Raw genomic sequence first — 16,533 nt, forward strand, 5'->3', positions numbered from 1 at the left:
CGGATCTCTCATCGCGCGGCGGCTATACCGCTGCCAGCTGCTCGCGGAAGGCGCGGATGACGCTGTCGTAGCGATTCGGGTCGCTGTCGCGGCCGGCATTGAACACCGCCGACCCGGCGACGAAGGTGTCGGCACCGGCTCGGGCGATCTCGGCGATATTGTCGGCCTTCACCCCGCCATCGATCTCGAGGCGAATGTCTCGGCCCGAGGCATCGATGCGACGGCGCACCTCGCGCAGCTTGTCGAGCGTGCCGGGAATGAAGGCCTGGCCGCCGAAACCCGGGTTGACGCTCATCAGCAGGACCATGTCGACCTTGTCCATGACGTAGTCGAGGTAGGACAACGGCGTCGCCGGGTTGAACACCAGCCCCGCCTTGCAGCCGCCGTCGCGAATCAGCTGCAGCGAGCGGTCGATATGCTCCGACGCCTCCGGGTGAAAGGTGATGTAGCTGGCGCCGGCATCGATGAAGTCGCCGATCAGCCGGTCCACCGGCTTGACCATCAGGTGGGCGTCGATGGGGGCGGTAACGCCGTGCTTGCGCAGCGCCTGGCACACCATGGGGCCGATGGTCAGGTTGGGGACGTAGTGGTTGTCCATCACGTCGAAGTGGACGATATCCGCTCCGGCGGCCAGCACGTTGTCCACTTCCTCACCCAGCCGGGCAAAATCGGCGGAGAGGATGGAGGGGGCAATCAGGAAGTCGCGGTTCGCGTCGCTCATCGAAGTATCAGCCATCGCACGTTTGAAGAGGCGTCATGTTACCAGACCCTCCGGCGGCCGGGGCAGTCGACGCTCCCAGGCCATCAGGGTTTCGTTCTCGCCGCTGAGCGGTTCGCGACGCTCCTCGACGACCTGGAAGCCCAGCCGACGGTAGAAGGAGACGGCTCGCACGTTGCGCGAATAGACACACAGGGTGAGACGCTCCCGCTGGCCCATGGCATGCGCCATCAAGCGGGAGCCGTGGCCGAAGTTCTGCACCTCGGGGTCGACGAACAGCGCCTCCAGATGATCGCCGTTGAGCGCGGCAAAGCCGATGGGTCGCTCGGCCGCCTCGAGCACGAAGGTTTCCGCGCCGGGCAGATAGAGGCTTGCCATGTCGTCGGCACGCGCGTGCCAGAAGTCGGCGGGTATGAAGTCGTGGGCGAGCAACGAGGCACGCAGCCAGATATCGACGAGCTGCGGTATGTCCTCGATGATGGCCGGGCGTATCATTCAGCGTCTCCCTGCGTGCGAGTCGTGACACGTGAAAAACCCAGTGTAACCGCTTCCCTCCGCCACGGCGCCATGCTGTTGTCGTCAAGCACCTGACGATATACTGCGCCTGTGCCGCCATCGCCGGCCATGTCCATGGCCTCGTACGACTTCCGGGAGGGAAAATGAACCGACGTCATGCCCTGCGTGCCGCAGCCGCTCTGCTGGCGACTGCCCTGTTGGCCGGCTGCGCCAGCCCCCATTATCTGCAGTTGAATCCTCAGCGCAGCGTCTCGGTGCCGCAGTCCGGCAGCGGCCAGGCCGTGACGGTGGCTGCCGTGGACGAACGCGAAGACGACGTGGTCGGCACCCGCACCGGTAGCGCCATGTCCACCGCGGTGATCACGGTCAGCGCCCACGAACTGGTTCCGCACCTGCAGCGCGAAGCCGAGCGCGCCGTGCGCGACATGGGCTTCTCCCCGACTACCCAGCCCGGCAACGACCGCCCCAGCCTGACGCTGACGCTGCAGCACCTCGGCTACGAACGCGGCGACAGCCGGCCGGTCATCGACGAGGCCCGCCTGGAAGCCGTCCTCGAGGTCAAGGTAACCAACCAGGGCACCACCTATACCGGCACCTATACTTCGCGGCGCACACAGAGCTACGCCGTGCGCCCGGGCCGCGATGCCAACCGCCGCATGCTCAACGACCTGATCGGCGACGCCCTGGATCGCGCCTTCAGCGACCCGGAGCTGGCCCAGCTGCTGGCCCGCTGAGGCAACCAGACCACGATATACCGAAGGGCCGCCCATGGGCGGCCCTTCGCTGTTTCCCTACGCATCGGCAATGCTAATCGCACCGCTCAAGTCATGGGGCCGCGCCGGGTCAACGCCCATACGCTTTCGCGAAAGCCGCTCTCCGCTTCCGGCTCCCCCTCCCCGAGGTGGGTGACCAGGAAGTTGGGCTCGAACAGCTCGCGGACCTCCTCGCCGGGAACGTGATAGGGAGGCCCCGCCGCTTCGTCCCCGGCTGCCCGCGACAGCGTGATCAAGAGCCCACGGGCACCCGGGGGAATGAGCTGCGCCAGGTGAAACGCGTAGCGTTGGCGAGTGGCCGCAGGCAGGGCGATCAATGCCGCCCGGTCGTAGAAGGCCCCGATCTCGGCGGCCTGGTCGATGTGGAAGTGAAAGAAGTCGCCACACCACAGCTCGACGCTGCCTTGACGGCAGATCGCGAACGGCGCCTGCTGGTAGCGCGAAACGTCCCCCGTTCCCTCGGCGACGAATTGCTCGATGGCTTCCTCGGCCAGCTCGATGCCCAGCACGGGATGATCCTGCTGGGCCAGCCAGCGCATGTCGAGGCTCTTGCCGCAGAGCGGTACCAGCACCTTGGTGCCGGGCCGCACGCCAAGCCGCGGCCAGTGGCGCACCAGTGCCGGGTGAGTCTCGGGGCGATGGAAGCCGATGCGCCCCTCGCGCCAGCGATCGAGCCAGTCGTGCGCCATGTCATCCCCTCTCGCTAGAACCAGCGGTCGCGCTTGCGCCGCTTGCGTGGCAGGTGCGGAACGATCAAGCCCACCAGCAGGCCGGCCCCGGCCACGCCGCCGCCGTACATGAAGTAGCGCATCAGCAGATCCTCCTCCTGGGTATCCAGGCGCGCCTGGAGCTGGCGAACGGTGCGGCGCGACTGCTCGACCTCGCTGTCGAGCTGCTGATTGCGCGTCTCTAGCTCGGCAATGCGCCGCTCGCGCGCCTCGAGCGTCTCGGTCATGGCCGAGACGCGCCCTTCCCAGGTTTCGTTGATATTGCCAAGCTGCGCCTCGAGCTGTGCGACCTGCTCCTCCATGTGCGGCAACCGCTCGCGGGCGCTGGGCGTTTCCTGCAGCTCGTCGCTGAGCACCCAGACCCGCTCGCCTTCGGCGCTCTCCACGCGGCTGTAGTCGCCGCTGGTCTCGAGTACCGTGACCGGCTCGCCTGAGGTCAGCGTACCGACGATACGATAGCCGTCGGTCGGTCCGCTGCGCACATAGGTCGTCAGCTCGTCGGAAACCCAGTGGGTGGCGTCATCTGATTGCTGGGCATGCAGCGGCGAGGCCATGAGGCCCAGCGCCACCCCCGCAAGCAAAAACTTGAATCGATGCTTCATGCCGTCGTCCTGGCTTGTGTCGTTCAGCGGCCTATCCACAGAATCTGTGGATAGGCCGCGGGAAAACCGCTGGAAAGGCAGCGTCAAGGCGCACTGGCACGGGCTCGGTCACGGCTGATGGTTTGCTGAGCAGCCCCTGCCGCGGCCGGTATCGGCAACGCCGGTCAAGATTCACGCCTCGGGGGTGGCACGGGGCCACGCGGGAATTCGGCGATGCGCCCTTCACTCTTGACTGCCCTGGCCGGCCCTTCGCGCTCCACCTCGTCGATGCGCACGATGGCGTTCAACGGCAGATAGCTGCGCTTGACACCGTCGAAGGTGTGTCGCAGTCGGTCGGCCGAGGGATCCACCACCAGCTTCGAGCCATCCTCGAAGACGAATTCCTCGACCTCGATGAAGCCCCAAAGTTCGCTCTGGTAGATCTCCCTGGCGTAGAGTTCCCAGATTTCGCCCTGCTGATGAAATACCACCCGGTAGATCGGCTTGGCCGCCATATGGCCGTCTGTCCTCAACGTTGGGTTGTGCCTCGAGCCCCGCGCTGCGGGGCCTGCCAAGGCGCAAGCGTACCACAGTCGCACGCCGCCGCGGTGTCCCCCACTGGTCCCGGTGGGCGGGCTTACGTATAATGCGGCCACCTTCGAGAACGGCTTGAACAAGCCCATTCCCGCGACACTCCACTCACCGGTGACGCACGCGTCGGATAACCGACCCCAATTCTTATGGCGAAGAAACTCTTCATCAAGACCCACGGCTGCCAGATGAACGAGTACGACTCCGCCCGCATGGCGGACCTGCTCGGCGAATCGCACCAGCTCGAGTTGACCGACGACGAAGGCGAGGCCGACGTCATCCTGCTCAATACCTGCTCGATTCGCGAAAAGGCCCAGGAAAAGGTCTTCCACCAGCTCGGCCGCTGGAAGAAGCTCAAGGAAGCCAACCCCGACCTGGTGATCGGCGTCGGCGGCTGCGTGGCCAGCCAGGAAGGCGAAGCGTTGCGCAAGCGGGCGCCCTATGTGGATATGGTGTTCGGCCCGCAGACCCTGCATCGCGTTCCATCGATGCTCGATGCCAGGCGCAACGACCAGATCTCCGTCGTCGACGTGACGTTCCCCGAGATCGAGAAGTTCGACCACCTGCCCAAGCCGAGTTCCGACGGGGCGACGGCGTTCGTCTCGGTGATGGAGGGCTGCTCCAAGTACTGTACCTTCTGCGTGGTGCCCTACACCCGCGGCGAAGAGGTGTCGCGCCCGTTCGAGGCGGTGATGGACGAGGTGATCCACCTGGCCGACCAGGGCGTTCGCGAGATCAACCTGCTGGGACAGAACGTCAACGCCTATCGCGGCGAGAACCGGCTCGGCGATGAGATAGACCTGGCCGAACTGATCGCCTGCGTCGCAGCGGTGGAGGGCATCGATCGCATTCGCTTCACCACCTCTCACCCGGTGGAGTTCAGCGACAGCCTGATCGAGGCCTACGGCGAGATCCCCGAACTCGTCAGCCACCTGCACCTGCCGGTGCAGGCCGGCTCCGACCGGATACTCGCGGCCATGAAGCGCGGCCACACGGTCGAGGAGTACGTGGCCAAGATGGAGCGCATTCGCACGCTGCGCCCCGACATCAGCTTCTCGTCCGACTTCATCGTCGGCTTCCCCGGCGAGACCGCAGAGGACTTCGAAGCGACCATGGACCTGATCCATCGCATCGGCTTCGACCACTCCTTCAGCTTCGTCTACTCCGCCCGCCCCGGCACACCCGCGGCGGCGCTGCCCGACGACACCCCCGAGAGCGTCAAGAAGCAGCGCCTGGCGATCCTGCAGGAGCGCATCAATCAGCAGGCGATGCAGATCAGCCGCCGCATGGTGGGCTCTACCCAGCGCATCCTGGTCAGCGGCTTCTCGCCCAAGGACCCGGGGCAGCTGTCGGGCCGCACCGAGAACAACCGCGTGGTCAACTTCCACGCCGCCAACCCCACCGACCTGATCGGCTACTTCGTCGACGTGACGATCACCGAGGCACTGCCCAATTCTCTACGCGGCGAGCTGGCCTCCCCGGCGCTACACTGACCACAGGAGAGCGTCGTGGCGAGCCGCGGAGCGCGGCTCGGGCCATCGTTTCCACAAGGATTGCCCTGCCCGGAGGCGGGGCAGTAAGCTGGGTGCCAAACCACGCAACGCAGGAACTTCGCCACCTTGAGTCAACACGCCGCACAGGCCAACCGCATCATCACATTGAGCCTCGAGCCCAATGATCCCCAGCGTCTCGCCAACCTCTGCGGCCAGCGGGACGAGCATTTGAAGCTGGTCGAATCGCGCCTCGGCGTCACCCTGCGCAATCGCGGCAACGTCTTTCAGCTGGCGGGACCGGGTCATCGGGTCAAGGCCGCCGCCAACGTGCTCGAGCACCTCTATCGCGAAGCCGAGGCCAGCGACCTGTCGCCGGATACCGTCCACCTGTTCCTGCAGGAGTCGGGGCGCGAGGCGCTCGACGAGGAAGAGGGCCCCGGCGAGGACGAGGTGCTGCTGCGTACCCCCAAGGTGCTGATCAAGCCGCGTGGCCTGAACCAGCAGAACTACGTCGCGAGCATTCGTCAGCACGACATCAACTTCGGCATCGGCCCGGCCGGCACCGGCAAGACCTACCTGGCCGTGGCGGCAGCGGTGGAAGCACTCAACCAGCAGGAGGTGCGTCGCATCCTGCTGGTGCGCCCCGCGGTAGAGGCCGGCGAGAAGCTCGGCTTCCTGCCCGGTGACCTGGCGCAGAAGATCGACCCCTACCTGCGCCCGCTCTACGACGCGCTCTACGAGATGCTCGGCTTCGAGCAGGTGGGCAAGCTGATCGAGCGCCAGGTGATCGAGATCGCCCCGCTGGCCTACATGCGCGGGCGCACGCTCAACAACGCCTTCATCATTCTCGACGAGAGCCAGAACACCACCCGCGAGCAGATGAAGATGTTCCTGACCCGTATCGGCTTCGGCTCCACCGCTGTGATCACCGGCGACGTGACCCAGGTCGACCTGCCGCGGGGCCAGAGTTCCGGCCTGATCCAGGTGCTCGAGGTACTCAGGGACACCGCCGGCATCGGCGTCACCCATTTCGCCGCCAAGGACGTGGTACGCCATCCGCTGGTACAGCGCATCATCGAGGCCTACGAGAGCTTCGAGGCCGAGCAGGAGGTCCAGGAGCGCGCCCGCCGTGAGGCGCGAGATCGCGAGCGCGAAGCGCTGCGCCAGGAGCGCGAGCGCAACCGGGAAGATGACAGGAAATGAGTGCGCCACCGATCGTCGACCTCCAGCTCGCCATCTCGAGCGAGGAGCTACCCGCCCAGGCCGAGCTGGAGGCCTGGACCCGCGCCGTGCTGGCGCGCTTCCCGCGGGAGACGCGTCACGAGGTCACCGTGCGCATCGTCGACGCCGAGGAGGGCCAGGCGCTGAACCGCGACTATCGTGGTCGCGACAAGCCCACCAACGTGCTCTCCTTTCCCTTCGAGGGCCCGCCCGGGGTCAGTCTGCCGCTGCTCGGCGACCTGGTTCTCTGCCATCCGGTGGTGCTGAAGGAAGCCCATGAGCAGGCCAAGCGGCTCGTCGATCACTACGCCCATTTGGTGATACACGGTATGCTGCACCTGCTCGGGCACGATCACCTCGAGGAGAACGAGGCGGAGGTGATGGAGGGGCTCGAGCGTGAGATTCTGGCGGACTTCGCCATCGCCGATCCCTACGCGCCGCTCCCGGGCAGTGACGAACAACAAGACATGGACGAGAGAGACGCAAATCGATGAGTGACGACCGAACGACCGGCCAGGGCGGAAGGTCCTGGCTCGATAAGCTGCTCGGTGCCCTCTCGGGTGACAGCGAAGGCCCCAGTTCGCGGGAAGAGCTCATGGAGTTCCTGCGTGAGGCCGCCGCCCGCCTCAAGCTGGACCAGGACGCCATGATGATCATCGAAGGCGCCTTGCAGATCAGCGACCAGCAGGTACGCGAAGTCCTGATACCACGCTCCCAGGTCGCCGCCATCGCCGTCGATCAGCCCGCCGAGGAGTACCTCTCCCTGATTCACGAGACCGGCCACTCGCGCTACCCGGTGATCGGCGAAAACCTCGACGAGGTCAAGGGTCTGCTGCTGGTCAAGGACCTCTTGCAGCTGCTCAACCGTCCCGTGGAGGAGCGCGAACGCTTCCGCCTCGAGGACGTCCTGCGCCCCGCCATGTTCGTGCCGGAATCCAAGCGCCTCAACAGTCTGCTCAAGGAGTTCCGCGACACCCACAACCACATGGCGGTGGTGGTCGACGAGTACGGCGGCACCGCCGGCATCGTCACCATCGAGGACATTCTCGAGCAGATCGTCGGCGACATCGAGGACGAGCACGATACCGAGGAGGATGACGATATCCGCGAACTCGGCGACGGCCGCTACGCCATTCGCGCACTGACCCCCATCGAGGACTTCAACGAACGCTTCGGCACCCGCTTCTCCGACGACGAATTCGATACCGTGGGCGGGCTGGTGATGCAGCGCTTCGGCCACCTCCCCGGTCGCGGCGAACACGCCGAGCTGGGCGGCTGGCGCTTTACCGTGCTCAATGCCGATAATCGCCGCATTCGCCTGCTCGAGGCCGTGCTGCAGGATGAATCGGCACTGTCCCAGGACTGACCCACCGCCGTCTCAGGAAACGACACGCCATGACCCACTCCCGCCTGTCGCCGACGCTCGGCTACCTGGCTGCGCTCGTCGCCGGGGTATTGACCACCCTGACCGCCTCGCCCTATGAACTCTGGTGGCTCGGCCCGCTGGCGGCGGGTCTCGTCTACTGGGCCCTTCAGCCGCTGCGCCCGCGCCAGGCGGCGCTGCTGGGGTGGTGCTACGGCGTCGGCCTGTTCGGTTCGGGGGCCTCCTGGGTCTACGTCTCGATCCACGACTACGGCTACACCGGCGTCCCGCTGGCGCTGTTCCTGACCGGCCTGTTCGTCGCCGCCATGGCGCTGTTCATCGCCGTGACGCTATGGCTCTACCGCCTGCTGTGCGGCCCGCGCCTGGCCTTCCTCACCTTCGCCGGCGCCTGGGTACTGGGCGAGTGGCTACGCACCTGGCTGTTCACCGGCTTCCCCTGGCTGCTGCTGGGCAGCTCCCACGTCGATTCGCCGCTGGCGCCCTGGGCCCCCATCGGCGGGGTCTACCTGCTGTCGCTGATCACCGCTCTCTCCGGCAGCCTGGGGGTGGAGTTCCTGCGCCGCCGCTGGTGGGCGGCCCTGCCCGTCGCGGCGCTGTGGCTCGCGCCGCTGGCCCTGCCCGTGCAGTGGACCGAGCCCGCCGGGGAGCCGCTGCGCGTGGCACTGCTGCAGGGCAATCTGGACCAGCTGATCAAGTGGACGCCGGAAGGCCAGCGCAGCGCTGCCAATACCTACCTGGAGATGACCCGCGAGCATGCCGACGCCGCCGACCTCATCGTCTGGCCCGAGGCGGCGCTGCCGATGTTCGAGGACGAGGCCGAGCCGCTGCTGGCCCGCGCCCAGGCACACCTGGTGCCGGGCAGCGCCCTGCTCACCGGCATCCTTCAGCGCGAGGGGCGCGGGCGCTACTACAACAGCGTGATCGGCGTGGGCAATGCCGAAGGCGAGTACCGCAAGGAGCACCTCGTGCCCTTCGGCGAGTACCTGCCGCTGGAGCGCTGGCTGCGCGGCACTATCGCCTTCTTCGACCTGCCGATGCCCGCCATGACCCCGGGGGCTTCGGGTCAGGCGCCGATCCGCGCCGCCGGCAGCGTGATCGGCAACGCCATCTGCTACGAGATCATCTACGCCGACCTGGTCGCCGAACGCGCCCGCAATGCCGAGCTGCTGCTGACGGTGTCCAACGACACCTGGTTCGGCGAGTCGATCGGCCCGCTGCAGCACTTGCAGATGGCCCGCCTGCGCGCACTGGAGAACGGCCGCTACGTGATTCGCGCCACCAGCAACGGGGTCACGGCCGTGATCGACCCTCTCGGGAGAGTCGTCGCCAGGGCACCCCGGTTCGAGACCGTGACGCTGCTCGCCGAGGCCGTGCCGATGCAGGGCCTGACGCCCTTCACCCGCAGCGGCAGCTGGCCGGTGTGGCTGCTCGGCGTGCTGCTGGTCGTTCCCGGCCTGCGGCTGCCACGACGCCGGCGGCACCATTTCTAGAACTTCCCGACCCAACGCAACGAGGCCCGCTCATGCGGGCCTCGTCGTTCCATTCGGCGTTGCAGGCGACCACGGGCTCAATCGGCCTTGGCGGGCACCTCGCCCAGCACCTCGGGGATGGTCATGCGCACGTAGCGTCCCGGCGCCTCCTCGAGCAGCTTGAGCTCCCCCTCGCCCGGCTGCCGGGCGGGCACCCGCTTGTCGGGATCGGCGTAGCCGTTCTCGGTCATCCACTGCTGCCAGTGCGGCCACCAGGAGCCCTCGTGGAACTCGGCTCCCTCCAGCCACGCTTCGTGATCGTCCGGCAGGACGTCGTTGGTCCAGTAGCCGTACTTGTTGCGAGCGGGAGGGTTGACGATCCCGGCGATGTGGCCGGACCCGCCCAGCACGAAGGTCACCGGCCCCTTGGGCAGCAGCGCCCCGTAGTAGGTGCTGTTCCACTTGGCGATGTGATCCTCGCGCGTGGAGACGAAGTAGCTCGGCGTCGATATCTTGCGCAGGTCGATCCTGACCCCATCCAGCTCGATGCCGCCCGGCTCCACCAGCCGATTCTCCAGGTACATGTGGCGCAGGTACCAGCCGTGGGTGCCGGCCGGCAGGTTGGTGCCGTCGGTGTTCCAGTAGAGCAGGTCGAATGGTGCCGGGTTCTCGCCCTTCAGGTAGTTGCTGACGTAGAAGGACCAGAACAGGTCGTTCTCGCGCAGCAGGTTGAAGGTGTAGGCCATGGAGCGGCCGTCCAGGTAGCCGTCCTCTTCCATGCGCGCCTCGATCCCTTGCAGGATCGGCTCGCTGAGCAGCACACCGAGCTCGCCGGGATCGCGGAAATCCTGCAGCGTGGCCATGTAGGTCACCGACTTCACCTTGCGCCCGCGCCGGGTGCTGGTGAGATAGGCCACGGTGGAAGCCGCCAGCGTCCCGCCGATGCAGTAGCTGAGCAGGTTGACGGATTTCTCGCCGCAGGCTTGCTCGATGGCCTCCATGGCGGCGATCGGCCCCATCTGCATGTAGTCGGCCCAGGTCAGATCGCGCTGCTCGGGCCCCGGGTTGCGCCACGAGATCAGGAACACGGTATGCCCCTGGTCCACCAGCCACTTGACCAGCGAGTTGTCCTGACGCAGGTCGAGGATGTAGTACTTGTTGATCCACGGCGGCACGACCAGCAGCGGGGTCTTGAATGCGGTCTCGGTGGTCGGCGTGTACTGGATCAGCTGGATCAACTCGTTCTCGTAGACCACATAGCCGGGCGTGACGGCGATGTTGCGTCCGATCTCGAAGGCGCTGCGGTCGGTCATGGCCACGTTGAGACCGTCGGAGGAGTTGGCCAGGTCGCGGCGCAGCTGAGCGAGCCCCTCGACCAGGTTCTGTCCCTTGGTCTCGAGGGTACGGCGCATCACCTCGGGGTTGGTGGTGACGAAGTTGGTCGGCGCCATGGCGTTAACCAGCTGACGGGCATAAAACGCCAGATTGCGCTTCTGCCGCTCGGGCAGGCCGTCGAGCTGCTCGACCAGCTCCTCGACCGCCCCCGAGAACAGCAGGTACTGCTGCATGATGGCGCGGTAGTAGGGTTCCTGCTGCCAGGCTTCGTCCTTGAAGCGCCGATCGCCCTTGGGCGGGGAGACCAACGGCTCGCCCAGTTCGCCGGCCAGGGCCTGCAACCCCTGCTGCCACAGCTGGTACTGATCCTGGACGAGGCGAGCCTGGGTCTGCCACAGCAGCTGCGGGTTGCGCATCAGCGACTCGGCGCCGGCCTGGAAGGCCTCGCGCATGTCGGTCTGGATCGAGTCGGCGGCCGCATCAGGCGCCATCCGTTCGAGCAGGTCCTGCAACAGGGCCTGGTAATGCTGGCCCATCTCCTGTAGCTGTTCCTTCCACTCTTCCAGTTCAACCTGGGAGAACACCGCATCCCCTGACTGCATCGCCCTCTCCTGTTCTCGGACCCTGTCTGCGTTCTCTGCGGGCAGCGAGCCATGTGCCGGACATGTTCGCTCGACACCACCTGGGTACGGCCCGGGCCGGCAACCTGCCGGTCGGGCCGTGCGTCGACCTGTCTACCAAGGCCGCCCTGGTGCGGGCAGCCGCAAGGCGTCAGCTCTTGCGTGAGGCCTGGCTGCTGGCCTTGGCCGGAGCATCGGACTTGCTCGATGCGGCCGGCTTGGCACTCGTGTCGCTCTGCTGGGCCTGTTGCTGGGCCTGCTTGGTCTGGTCGCTCAGCTCCTGGCTGACTTCGCCGAACAGCTGCTCCAGCTCGGCACGGAACTGCTGGCTCATCTCACCGAGGGCCTGGGCGTCCTCCATCATCTGGCGCGAGAGCTCGCTCATCATCTCGGCCTGCCGCGCCCCGAAGGCCTGCAGGTCCTGGGCATCGCTGATCTCGGAAGCGCTGCGCATGCGCTCGGTGCCCATCTGGCTGTAGCGCTTCATCGCCTCGAGCTGGTACTCGGTCATCTTCTCCATATTGCCAAGCATCAGCGAGTTCAGCTTGCGCATGGGTTCGAAGAAACGCCGCGTCTGCTGGTTGAATTCATCGAGCATCTTGTCCTGCATGGGGTTGACCTCCTGTGACCGGAAACATGCGGGGCCGTCGACTTTCCTGGCGACTTTCCCTGCGCCTTTGGTGCAGGCCACGCGCAACGACGCGGCCCGGTGGCATGCCATTCATGCTGCACCGCACAAAGCGTAGCCCGCCAGGGCTCCCGCTGCAATACCCATCCACCTCTACAGAGATCGCTGCGTGCCGGACGCCGACTATTCCGAACGCCGGGAACGCGAGCGGGCACTCGCCGTGCCGGCCTTGCCCGAAGCCTTCGGCGCGGCCTCCGGCTGGTCAGCCTCGGCAGGCTCGCGCGCCTTGCCCATGGAGCTTCCGGCCTGGCGCAGCATGTCCAGCATCATCTGCTGGTAGGTGCCGAAGCTGGCCAGCCCCTGGGAGAGTCCCTGGCTCATGTCCTGGGTGAATCCCTGCTGCAGGAAGGGCTTCATCAGGCTCATGGGATCATAGCCCTCGACGCCGGACTCCATCTGCTTCTGGATCCGGTTCAACAGCTCCTGCTGGAAGGCTTCGACGTCCGGCAGGCCGAGGGCGCGACGGAACTCCTCGGGGGTCAGGTCAAACTCGACGTTTATCTTCATGACATATCCCTGCTTCAGTGTGCTTTCAGTGTAGCAACCCCGCATCGGACGCAACCGGCCGGGCCAAACTCAACGCAGCACCGGCGTCTCGACTCTCACCGCGGCATTCTGCGCACGGTGGCGCAGCAGGTGATCCATCAGCGTGAGCGCCATCATCGCCTCGGCGATGGGCGTGGCACGGATGCCCACGCAGGGGTCATGACGCCCTTTGGTCACCACCTCGACCGGATTGCCGTGAACATCGATGCTGCGTCCGGGGATGGTGATGCTGGAGGTGGGCTTGAGCGCCAGGTGGGCGATCAGCGGCTGCCCGGAGGAGATGCCGCCGAGCACGCCACCGGCGTGGTTGGAGAGAAAGCCCTCGGGTGTCATCTCGTCGCGGTGCTCGCTGCCGCGGCTGGCTACCGCGGCGAAGCCGTCACCGATCTCCACGCCCTTCACCGCATTGATGCTCATCAGACCATGGGCGAGCTCGGCATCCAGACGGTCGAAGACCGGTTCGCCCAGCCCCGGGGGCAGCCCCTCGGCGACCACGGTGATCTTCGCTCCCACCGAATCCTGGTCGCGGCGCAGCTGGTCCATGAACGCCTCGAGTTCGGGCACGCGCTCGGGGTCGGGGCAGAAGAAGGGGTTGTCGTCGACCGCCTCCCATTGCTTGAAGGCGATCTCGAGCGGGCCGAGCTGGCTCATGTAGCCGCGCACGGTGATGCCCTGGGTTGCCAGGAATTTCTTGGCAATGGCCCCGGCGGCCACCCGCATGGCGGTTTCCCTGGCGCTGGAGCGGCCGCCGCCGCGGTAGTCGCGCACCCCGTACTTGTGATGGTAGGTGTAGTCGGCGTGGGCGGGGCGAAACTGGTCCTTGATGTTGCCGTAGTCCTTGGAGCGCTGGTCGGTGTTCTCGATCAACAGGCCGATGGCGGTGCCGGTGGTCACGCCTTCGAACACGCCAGAAAGGATGCGCACCCGGTCGGGCTCGCGGCGCTGGGTGGTATGCCGCGAGGTGCCGGGGCGGCGGCGGTCGAGGTCGCGCTGCAGGTCGGCCTCGCTGAGCGGCAGCCCCGGGGGGCAGCCGTCGACGATGGCGCCCAGCGCCGGGCCGTGGCTCTCGCCGAAGGTGGTGACGGTGAACAGCTTGCCGAAGGTGTTGCCGGACATGGACGTGCCTCCCGATATCGTGGTGGTGGATCAGGCGAAGGACGCCGCATGGGCGTCGAGTTCCGCGGCGGTGAGAGCGAACACGCCCTGGCCGCCGCGCTCGAAGTCGAGCCACAGGAAGGGCACCTCGGGGAAGGCCGCCTCCAGGTGACGATCGGAGTTGCCGACCTCGACGATCAGCACGCCGTCGTCGCTGAGGTGATCGCGCGCCTCGCGCAGGATGCGCCTCACAATGTCGAGCCCGTCGGCCCCGGCCCCCAGCGCCAGCTCGGGCTCGTGGCGGTACTCGGCGGGCATGGTGGCGAGATCGCGGGCGTCGACGTAGGGCGGGTTGGAGACGATCAGGTCGTAGCGCTGCCCGGCCAGCCCTGTGAACAGGTCCGAGAGCACCGCCCGCACCCGCGCGCCGACGTCATGGCGCCGGATGTTCTGCTTGGCGACGGCCAGGGCATCGACGCTGACGTCGGAGAGATCGACCTCGCAGGCCGGCAGGTAGAGCGCGGTGGCGATGCCGATGCAGCCCGAGCCGGCGCACAGGTCGAGCACCCGGGCCGGCGGTTCCTCGGGGAACCAGGCGGCGAAGCCGGTCTCGATCAGCTCGGCGATGGGCGAGCGCGGAATCAGCACGCGCTCGTCGACGTCGAAGGCGAAGCCGGCATAGAACGCCTCCCCGAGCAGGTAGGGCAGCGGCCGGCGCGAGGAGACGCGTTCGCGCACCAGGCCGACGATGCGCGCACGCTCCATGGGCAGCAGCCTGGCCTCGAGCACTGCCGGATCGACGTTCCAGGGCAGGTGCAGCGCACCCAGCGTCAGGGCGACGGCTTCGTCCCAGGGCGAGTCGGTGCCGTGGCCGTGATGCAGCCCGGCCAGGTGGAATTCGCTGGCCGCCCAGCGCAGGTAGTCGCGCAGGGTGACGAGGTCGCGACACAGCGCCTCGTCGTCCAGGGTGAGGGTCGAGTGGGAAACGGTGGGGGAGTTGGCCACGAAAGGTCCTGCGGGTCGATGATGAGCGATGTCCCGATTGTACCCCGTGGCGGCAGGCGGTTCACAGCCACGCTCAGGTCGCTATACTGGCCGCTCGACGACACCACACGAGTCCCCATGAGCCAACGCCGCCCCCCCGACGACGATGACGACGACACTCATGCCTTTCGCCGGGCACTGCGCGAGGCCGGCGTGCGCCGCATCGCCGTCAACCGCGCCGACCCGGGGCGGCCCAGGCGGCGGGATCCTGCGGCGGCCGAACGACGCGCCGCCGCAGTAGCGGCCGATTCCCAGGAGAGCGCCAGTCGCACCAGCGACGGCCGCGTGGAGGCGGTGCGGCCCTCGGAATTCCTCGACTTCGCCCTGCCCGACCTGCCCTATCGCACCCGCAGCCAGCTCAAGCGCGGCCAGTTCGCCTGGGAGGCGGGGCTGGACCTGCACGGCTACAGCCTCGATGAGGCACGCCTCGAGCTCGAGAGCTTCCTCAAGGAGGCCGCCAGCAGCCATATGCGCTGCGTGCTGGTGGTGCACGGCAAGGCATGGGGCAGCACGGCGAATTACCCGGTGATCAAGAGCCACGTCAACGCCTGGCTGCGCGAGTGGCCGACGGTACTGGCGTTCTGCTCGGCGCGTGAGCTCGACGGCGGCACCGGTGCCGTCTATGTCCTGCTACGTCGCCGAGGCCAGACCTTCTAGCCGCCCCCCGACTCGCGGTCCGCCGGCATCTGCGGCGGCTCGACGATGATGCCGCCACCTCCGCCATGGCCACTGTGGCTGCGTCCCTCGTAGCGGTCCAGCGCCTCCATGGCCAGGTGGCGGCCCAGGCGGACCAGCGCCTCGGCACGGTGGAACTCGAAGGCGCCGCACACCGTCTTGGGTACCTCGATCAGCACGTCGGGCGGATACCCCGCGACCTTGTACTTGGCCAGCGAGGCCTGGGTGATGTCGAAGGAGGCCAGGATCATGTCCAGACGGCCCCAGGCCCGCCTGCCGCTGGCCACGCGCCCCGCCTTGCCGTTCGCCTCGCCGGCCTCGCCCTCGGGGCCGCCGAACCCTTCGAACAGCCAACGGGTCGCACCGCGCACATCCATCCACTTGCGCGCCGCAGCCTCCTCCTCGGCCTTCACCTCCGCTTCCCCCTGCTCCTCGGCAGGCAGCAGATCGTCGAGCGATACCGGACGGGCGCTGTGGGCGGTCACGTTGACGGCCAGCATCATGTCGGCATGGGCCGACACGGTGGGCGTGATCGGCAGGGGATTGAGCAGGCCGCCATCGACCAGGGTGTTCTCGCCGATGTGCACCGGTGTGATGACGCCCGGAATGGCAATGGAGGCACGGATCGCCCGCAGCAGCGGGCCCGACTGGAACCATACCTCGCGCTGACGCACCAGGTCGGTGGCGACCGTGGTCAGCGGGATGGGCAGGTCCTCGATCTGGATGTCGCCGACCAGCTCCTCGAGCTTGCTCATCACCTTGCTGGCACGCATCGCCCCCATCGGGCTCCAGGTGACGTCGACCAGCTTGAGCACGTCGAAGTAGTCGAGCTGGCATACCCAGTCCCGATAGGCCTCGAGCTGCCCCGCGGCATAGACCCCGGCGATGACCGAGCCCATCGAACAACCGGAGATGGCGACGATCTCGTAGCCGCGCGCCTCGAGCACCTCGATCACGCCAATGTGGGCATAGCCACGTGCCCCGCCGCTGCCCAGCGTCAGCGCCACTCGCTTGCCCATCTCCACCGCCGCACTGCTGGTCATCGCTCCCCCTTTC

The 16,533-nt window shown here is 67.1% G+C and carries 18 protein-coding genes; 7 read left to right on the forward strand and 11 right to left on the reverse strand.

The window, feature by feature from the left end:
• Positions 1-22: 22 nt before the first annotated feature.
• On the reverse strand, positions 23-721 hold the full coding sequence (gene rpe, locus I4484_RS14560) for a ribulose-phosphate 3-epimerase (protein WP_197447967.1): 699 nt from the start codon (positions 719-721) through the stop codon (positions 23-25).
• A gap of 33 nt (positions 722-754) precedes the next feature.
• Positions 755-1,213 carry a GNAT family N-acetyltransferase gene (locus I4484_RS14565; RefSeq protein ID WP_197447968.1) on the reverse strand — a complete coding sequence of 153 codons (459 nt, stop codon included), beginning with the start codon at positions 1,211-1,213 and terminating at the stop codon, positions 755-757.
• 164 nt (positions 1,214-1,377) lie between these two features.
• Here I4484_RS14565 and I4484_RS14570 point away from each other — a divergent pair, with 164 nt between their 5' ends.
• A complete protein-coding gene (locus I4484_RS14570) occupies positions 1,378-1,968 on the forward strand; it encodes a YajG family lipoprotein (protein WP_197447969.1) in 591 nt (196 codons plus the stop codon).
• Between the two features lie 86 nt (positions 1,969-2,054).
• Here I4484_RS14570 and I4484_RS14575 read toward each other — a convergent pair whose 3' ends face one another.
• From I4484_RS14575 to I4484_RS14585, 3 genes are all read right to left on the reverse strand, one after another.
• Positions 2,055-2,696 (reverse strand): thiopurine S-methyltransferase, encoded by a 642-nt coding sequence (locus I4484_RS14575; protein WP_197447970.1) that lies wholly within the window; start codon positions 2,694-2,696, stop codon positions 2,055-2,057.
• A gap of 14 nt (positions 2,697-2,710) precedes the next feature.
• The gene (locus I4484_RS14580) at positions 2,711-3,289 is read right to left on the reverse strand and encodes a TIGR04211 family SH3 domain-containing protein (RefSeq protein ID WP_234283747.1); all 579 of its coding nucleotides are present in this window, start codon (positions 3,287-3,289) and stop codon (positions 2,711-2,713) included.
• Positions 3,290-3,501: 212 nt separating this feature from the next.
• Complete coding sequence (locus I4484_RS14585; RefSeq protein ID WP_197447972.1) at positions 3,502-3,831, reverse strand: DUF1820 family protein; 330 nt, start codon at positions 3,829-3,831, stop codon at positions 3,502-3,504.
• Positions 3,832-4,056: 225 nt separating this feature from the next.
• On the opposite strand from I4484_RS14585, the gene miaB reads away from it, so the two are divergent.
• The 5 genes from miaB to lnt all read left to right on the forward strand — a co-directional run bounded on the left by miaB (position 4,057) and on the right by lnt (position 9,495).
• A complete protein-coding gene (miaB, locus tag I4484_RS14590) occupies positions 4,057-5,400 on the forward strand; it encodes a tRNA (N6-isopentenyl adenosine(37)-C2)-methylthiotransferase MiaB (RefSeq protein ID WP_197447973.1) in 1,344 nt (447 codons plus the stop codon).
• A gap of 126 nt (positions 5,401-5,526) precedes the next feature.
• On the forward strand, positions 5,527-6,603 hold the full coding sequence (locus tag I4484_RS14595) for a PhoH family protein (RefSeq protein WP_197447974.1): 1,077 nt from the start codon (positions 5,527-5,529) through the stop codon (positions 6,601-6,603).
• Positions 6,600-7,115, forward strand: a complete 516-nt coding sequence (gene ybeY / locus I4484_RS14600) for an rRNA maturation RNase YbeY (protein WP_197447975.1) — start codon at positions 6,600-6,602, stop codon at positions 7,113-7,115. The genes I4484_RS14595 and ybeY overlap by 4 nt, the downstream gene beginning before the upstream one ends.
• A complete protein-coding gene (locus I4484_RS14605; protein ID WP_197447976.1) occupies positions 7,112-7,987 on the forward strand; it encodes an HlyC/CorC family transporter in 876 nt (291 codons plus the stop codon). Before ybeY ends, I4484_RS14605 begins: the two co-directional genes overlap by 4 nt.
• Positions 7,988-8,016: 29 nt before the next feature.
• Positions 8,017-9,495, forward strand: a complete 1,479-nt coding sequence (gene lnt / locus I4484_RS14610; RefSeq protein WP_197447977.1) for an apolipoprotein N-acyltransferase — start codon at positions 8,017-8,019, stop codon at positions 9,493-9,495.
• A gap of 77 nt (positions 9,496-9,572) precedes the next feature.
• Here lnt and phaC read toward each other — a convergent pair whose 3' ends face one another.
• The 5 genes from phaC to prmB all read right to left on the reverse strand — a co-directional run bounded on the left by phaC (position 9,573) and on the right by prmB (position 14,763).
• A complete protein-coding gene (gene phaC / locus I4484_RS14615; RefSeq protein ID WP_197447978.1) occupies positions 9,573-11,411 on the reverse strand; it encodes a class I poly(R)-hydroxyalkanoic acid synthase in 1,839 nt (612 codons plus the stop codon).
• A 169-nt stretch (positions 11,412-11,580) separates the two neighbouring features.
• Positions 11,581-12,039, reverse strand: a complete 459-nt coding sequence (locus I4484_RS14620) for a phasin family protein (protein ID WP_197447979.1) — start codon at positions 12,037-12,039, stop codon at positions 11,581-11,583.
• 201 nt (positions 12,040-12,240) lie between these two features.
• Positions 12,241-12,624 (reverse strand): DUF6489 family protein, encoded by a 384-nt coding sequence (locus I4484_RS14625; protein WP_197447980.1) that lies wholly within the window; start codon positions 12,622-12,624, stop codon positions 12,241-12,243.
• Positions 12,625-12,693: 69 nt separating this feature from the next.
• A complete protein-coding gene (aroC, locus tag I4484_RS14630) occupies positions 12,694-13,779 on the reverse strand; it encodes a chorismate synthase (protein ID WP_197447981.1) in 1,086 nt (361 codons plus the stop codon).
• Positions 13,780-13,809: 30 nt separating this feature from the next.
• Positions 13,810-14,763 carry a 50S ribosomal protein L3 N(5)-glutamine methyltransferase gene (gene prmB / locus I4484_RS14635; protein ID WP_197447982.1) on the reverse strand — a complete coding sequence of 318 codons (954 nt, stop codon included), beginning with the start codon at positions 14,761-14,763 and terminating at the stop codon, positions 13,810-13,812.
• 117 nt (positions 14,764-14,880) lie between these two features.
• Here prmB and I4484_RS14640 point away from each other — a divergent pair, with 117 nt between their 5' ends.
• Complete coding sequence (locus I4484_RS14640; RefSeq protein WP_197447983.1) at positions 14,881-15,459, forward strand: Smr/MutS family protein; 579 nt, start codon at positions 14,881-14,883, stop codon at positions 15,457-15,459.
• Here I4484_RS14640 and I4484_RS14645 read toward each other — a convergent pair.
• Positions 15,456-16,520 carry a patatin-like phospholipase family protein gene (locus I4484_RS14645; RefSeq protein ID WP_197447984.1) on the reverse strand — a complete coding sequence of 355 codons (1,065 nt, stop codon included), beginning with the start codon at positions 16,518-16,520 and terminating at the stop codon, positions 15,456-15,458. The genes I4484_RS14640 and I4484_RS14645 overlap by 4 nt on opposite strands.
• Between the last annotated feature and the right edge of the window lie 13 nt (positions 16,521-16,533).

The organism is Halomonas sp. SS10-MC5, assembly GCF_015992245.1.
Taxonomy (GTDB): Bacteria; Pseudomonadota; Gammaproteobacteria; order Pseudomonadales; family Halomonadaceae; genus Halomonas; species Halomonas sulfidoxydans.

Coding starts and splice junctions, on each gene's coding strand:
- rpe (WP_197447967.1), bottom strand. CDS start 721: ATGAGCGACGCGAACCGCGACTTCCTGATTGCCCCCTCCATCCTCTCC.
- I4484_RS14565 (WP_197447968.1), bottom strand. CDS start 1,213: ATGATACGCCCGGCCATCATCGAGGACATACCGCAGCTCGTCGATATC.
- I4484_RS14570 (WP_197447969.1), top strand. CDS start 1,378: ATGAACCGACGTCATGCCCTGCGTGCCGCAGCCGCTCTGCTGGCGACT.
- I4484_RS14575 (WP_197447970.1), bottom strand. CDS start 2,696: ATGGCGCACGACTGGCTCGATCGCTGGCGCGAGGGGCGCATCGGCTTC.
- I4484_RS14580 (WP_234283747.1), bottom strand. CDS start 3,289: ATGGCCTCGCCGCTGCATGCCCAGCAATCAGATGACGCCACCCACTGG.
- I4484_RS14585 (WP_197447972.1), bottom strand. CDS start 3,831: ATGGCGGCCAAGCCGATCTACCGGGTGGTATTTCATCAGCAGGGCGAA.
- miaB (WP_197447973.1), top strand. CDS start 4,057: ATGGCGAAGAAACTCTTCATCAAGACCCACGGCTGCCAGATGAACGAG.
- ybeY (WP_197447975.1), top strand. CDS start 6,600: ATGAGTGCGCCACCGATCGTCGACCTCCAGCTCGCCATCTCGAGCGAG.
- I4484_RS14605 (WP_197447976.1), top strand. CDS start 7,112: ATGAGTGACGACCGAACGACCGGCCAGGGCGGAAGGTCCTGGCTCGAT.
- lnt (WP_197447977.1), top strand. CDS start 8,017: ATGACCCACTCCCGCCTGTCGCCGACGCTCGGCTACCTGGCTGCGCTC.
- phaC (WP_197447978.1), bottom strand. CDS start 11,411: ATGCAGTCAGGGGATGCGGTGTTCTCCCAGGTTGAACTGGAAGAGTGG.
- I4484_RS14620 (WP_197447979.1), bottom strand. CDS start 12,039: ATGCAGGACAAGATGCTCGATGAATTCAACCAGCAGACGCGGCGTTTC.
- I4484_RS14625 (WP_197447980.1), bottom strand. CDS start 12,624: ATGAAGATAAACGTCGAGTTTGACCTGACCCCCGAGGAGTTCCGTCGC.
- aroC (WP_197447981.1), bottom strand. CDS start 13,779: ATGTCCGGCAACACCTTCGGCAAGCTGTTCACCGTCACCACCTTCGGC.
- I4484_RS14640 (WP_197447983.1), top strand. CDS start 14,881: ATGAGCCAACGCCGCCCCCCCGACGACGATGACGACGACACTCATGCC.
- I4484_RS14645 (WP_197447984.1), bottom strand. CDS start 16,520: ATGACCAGCAGTGCGGCGGTGGAGATGGGCAAGCGAGTGGCGCTGACG.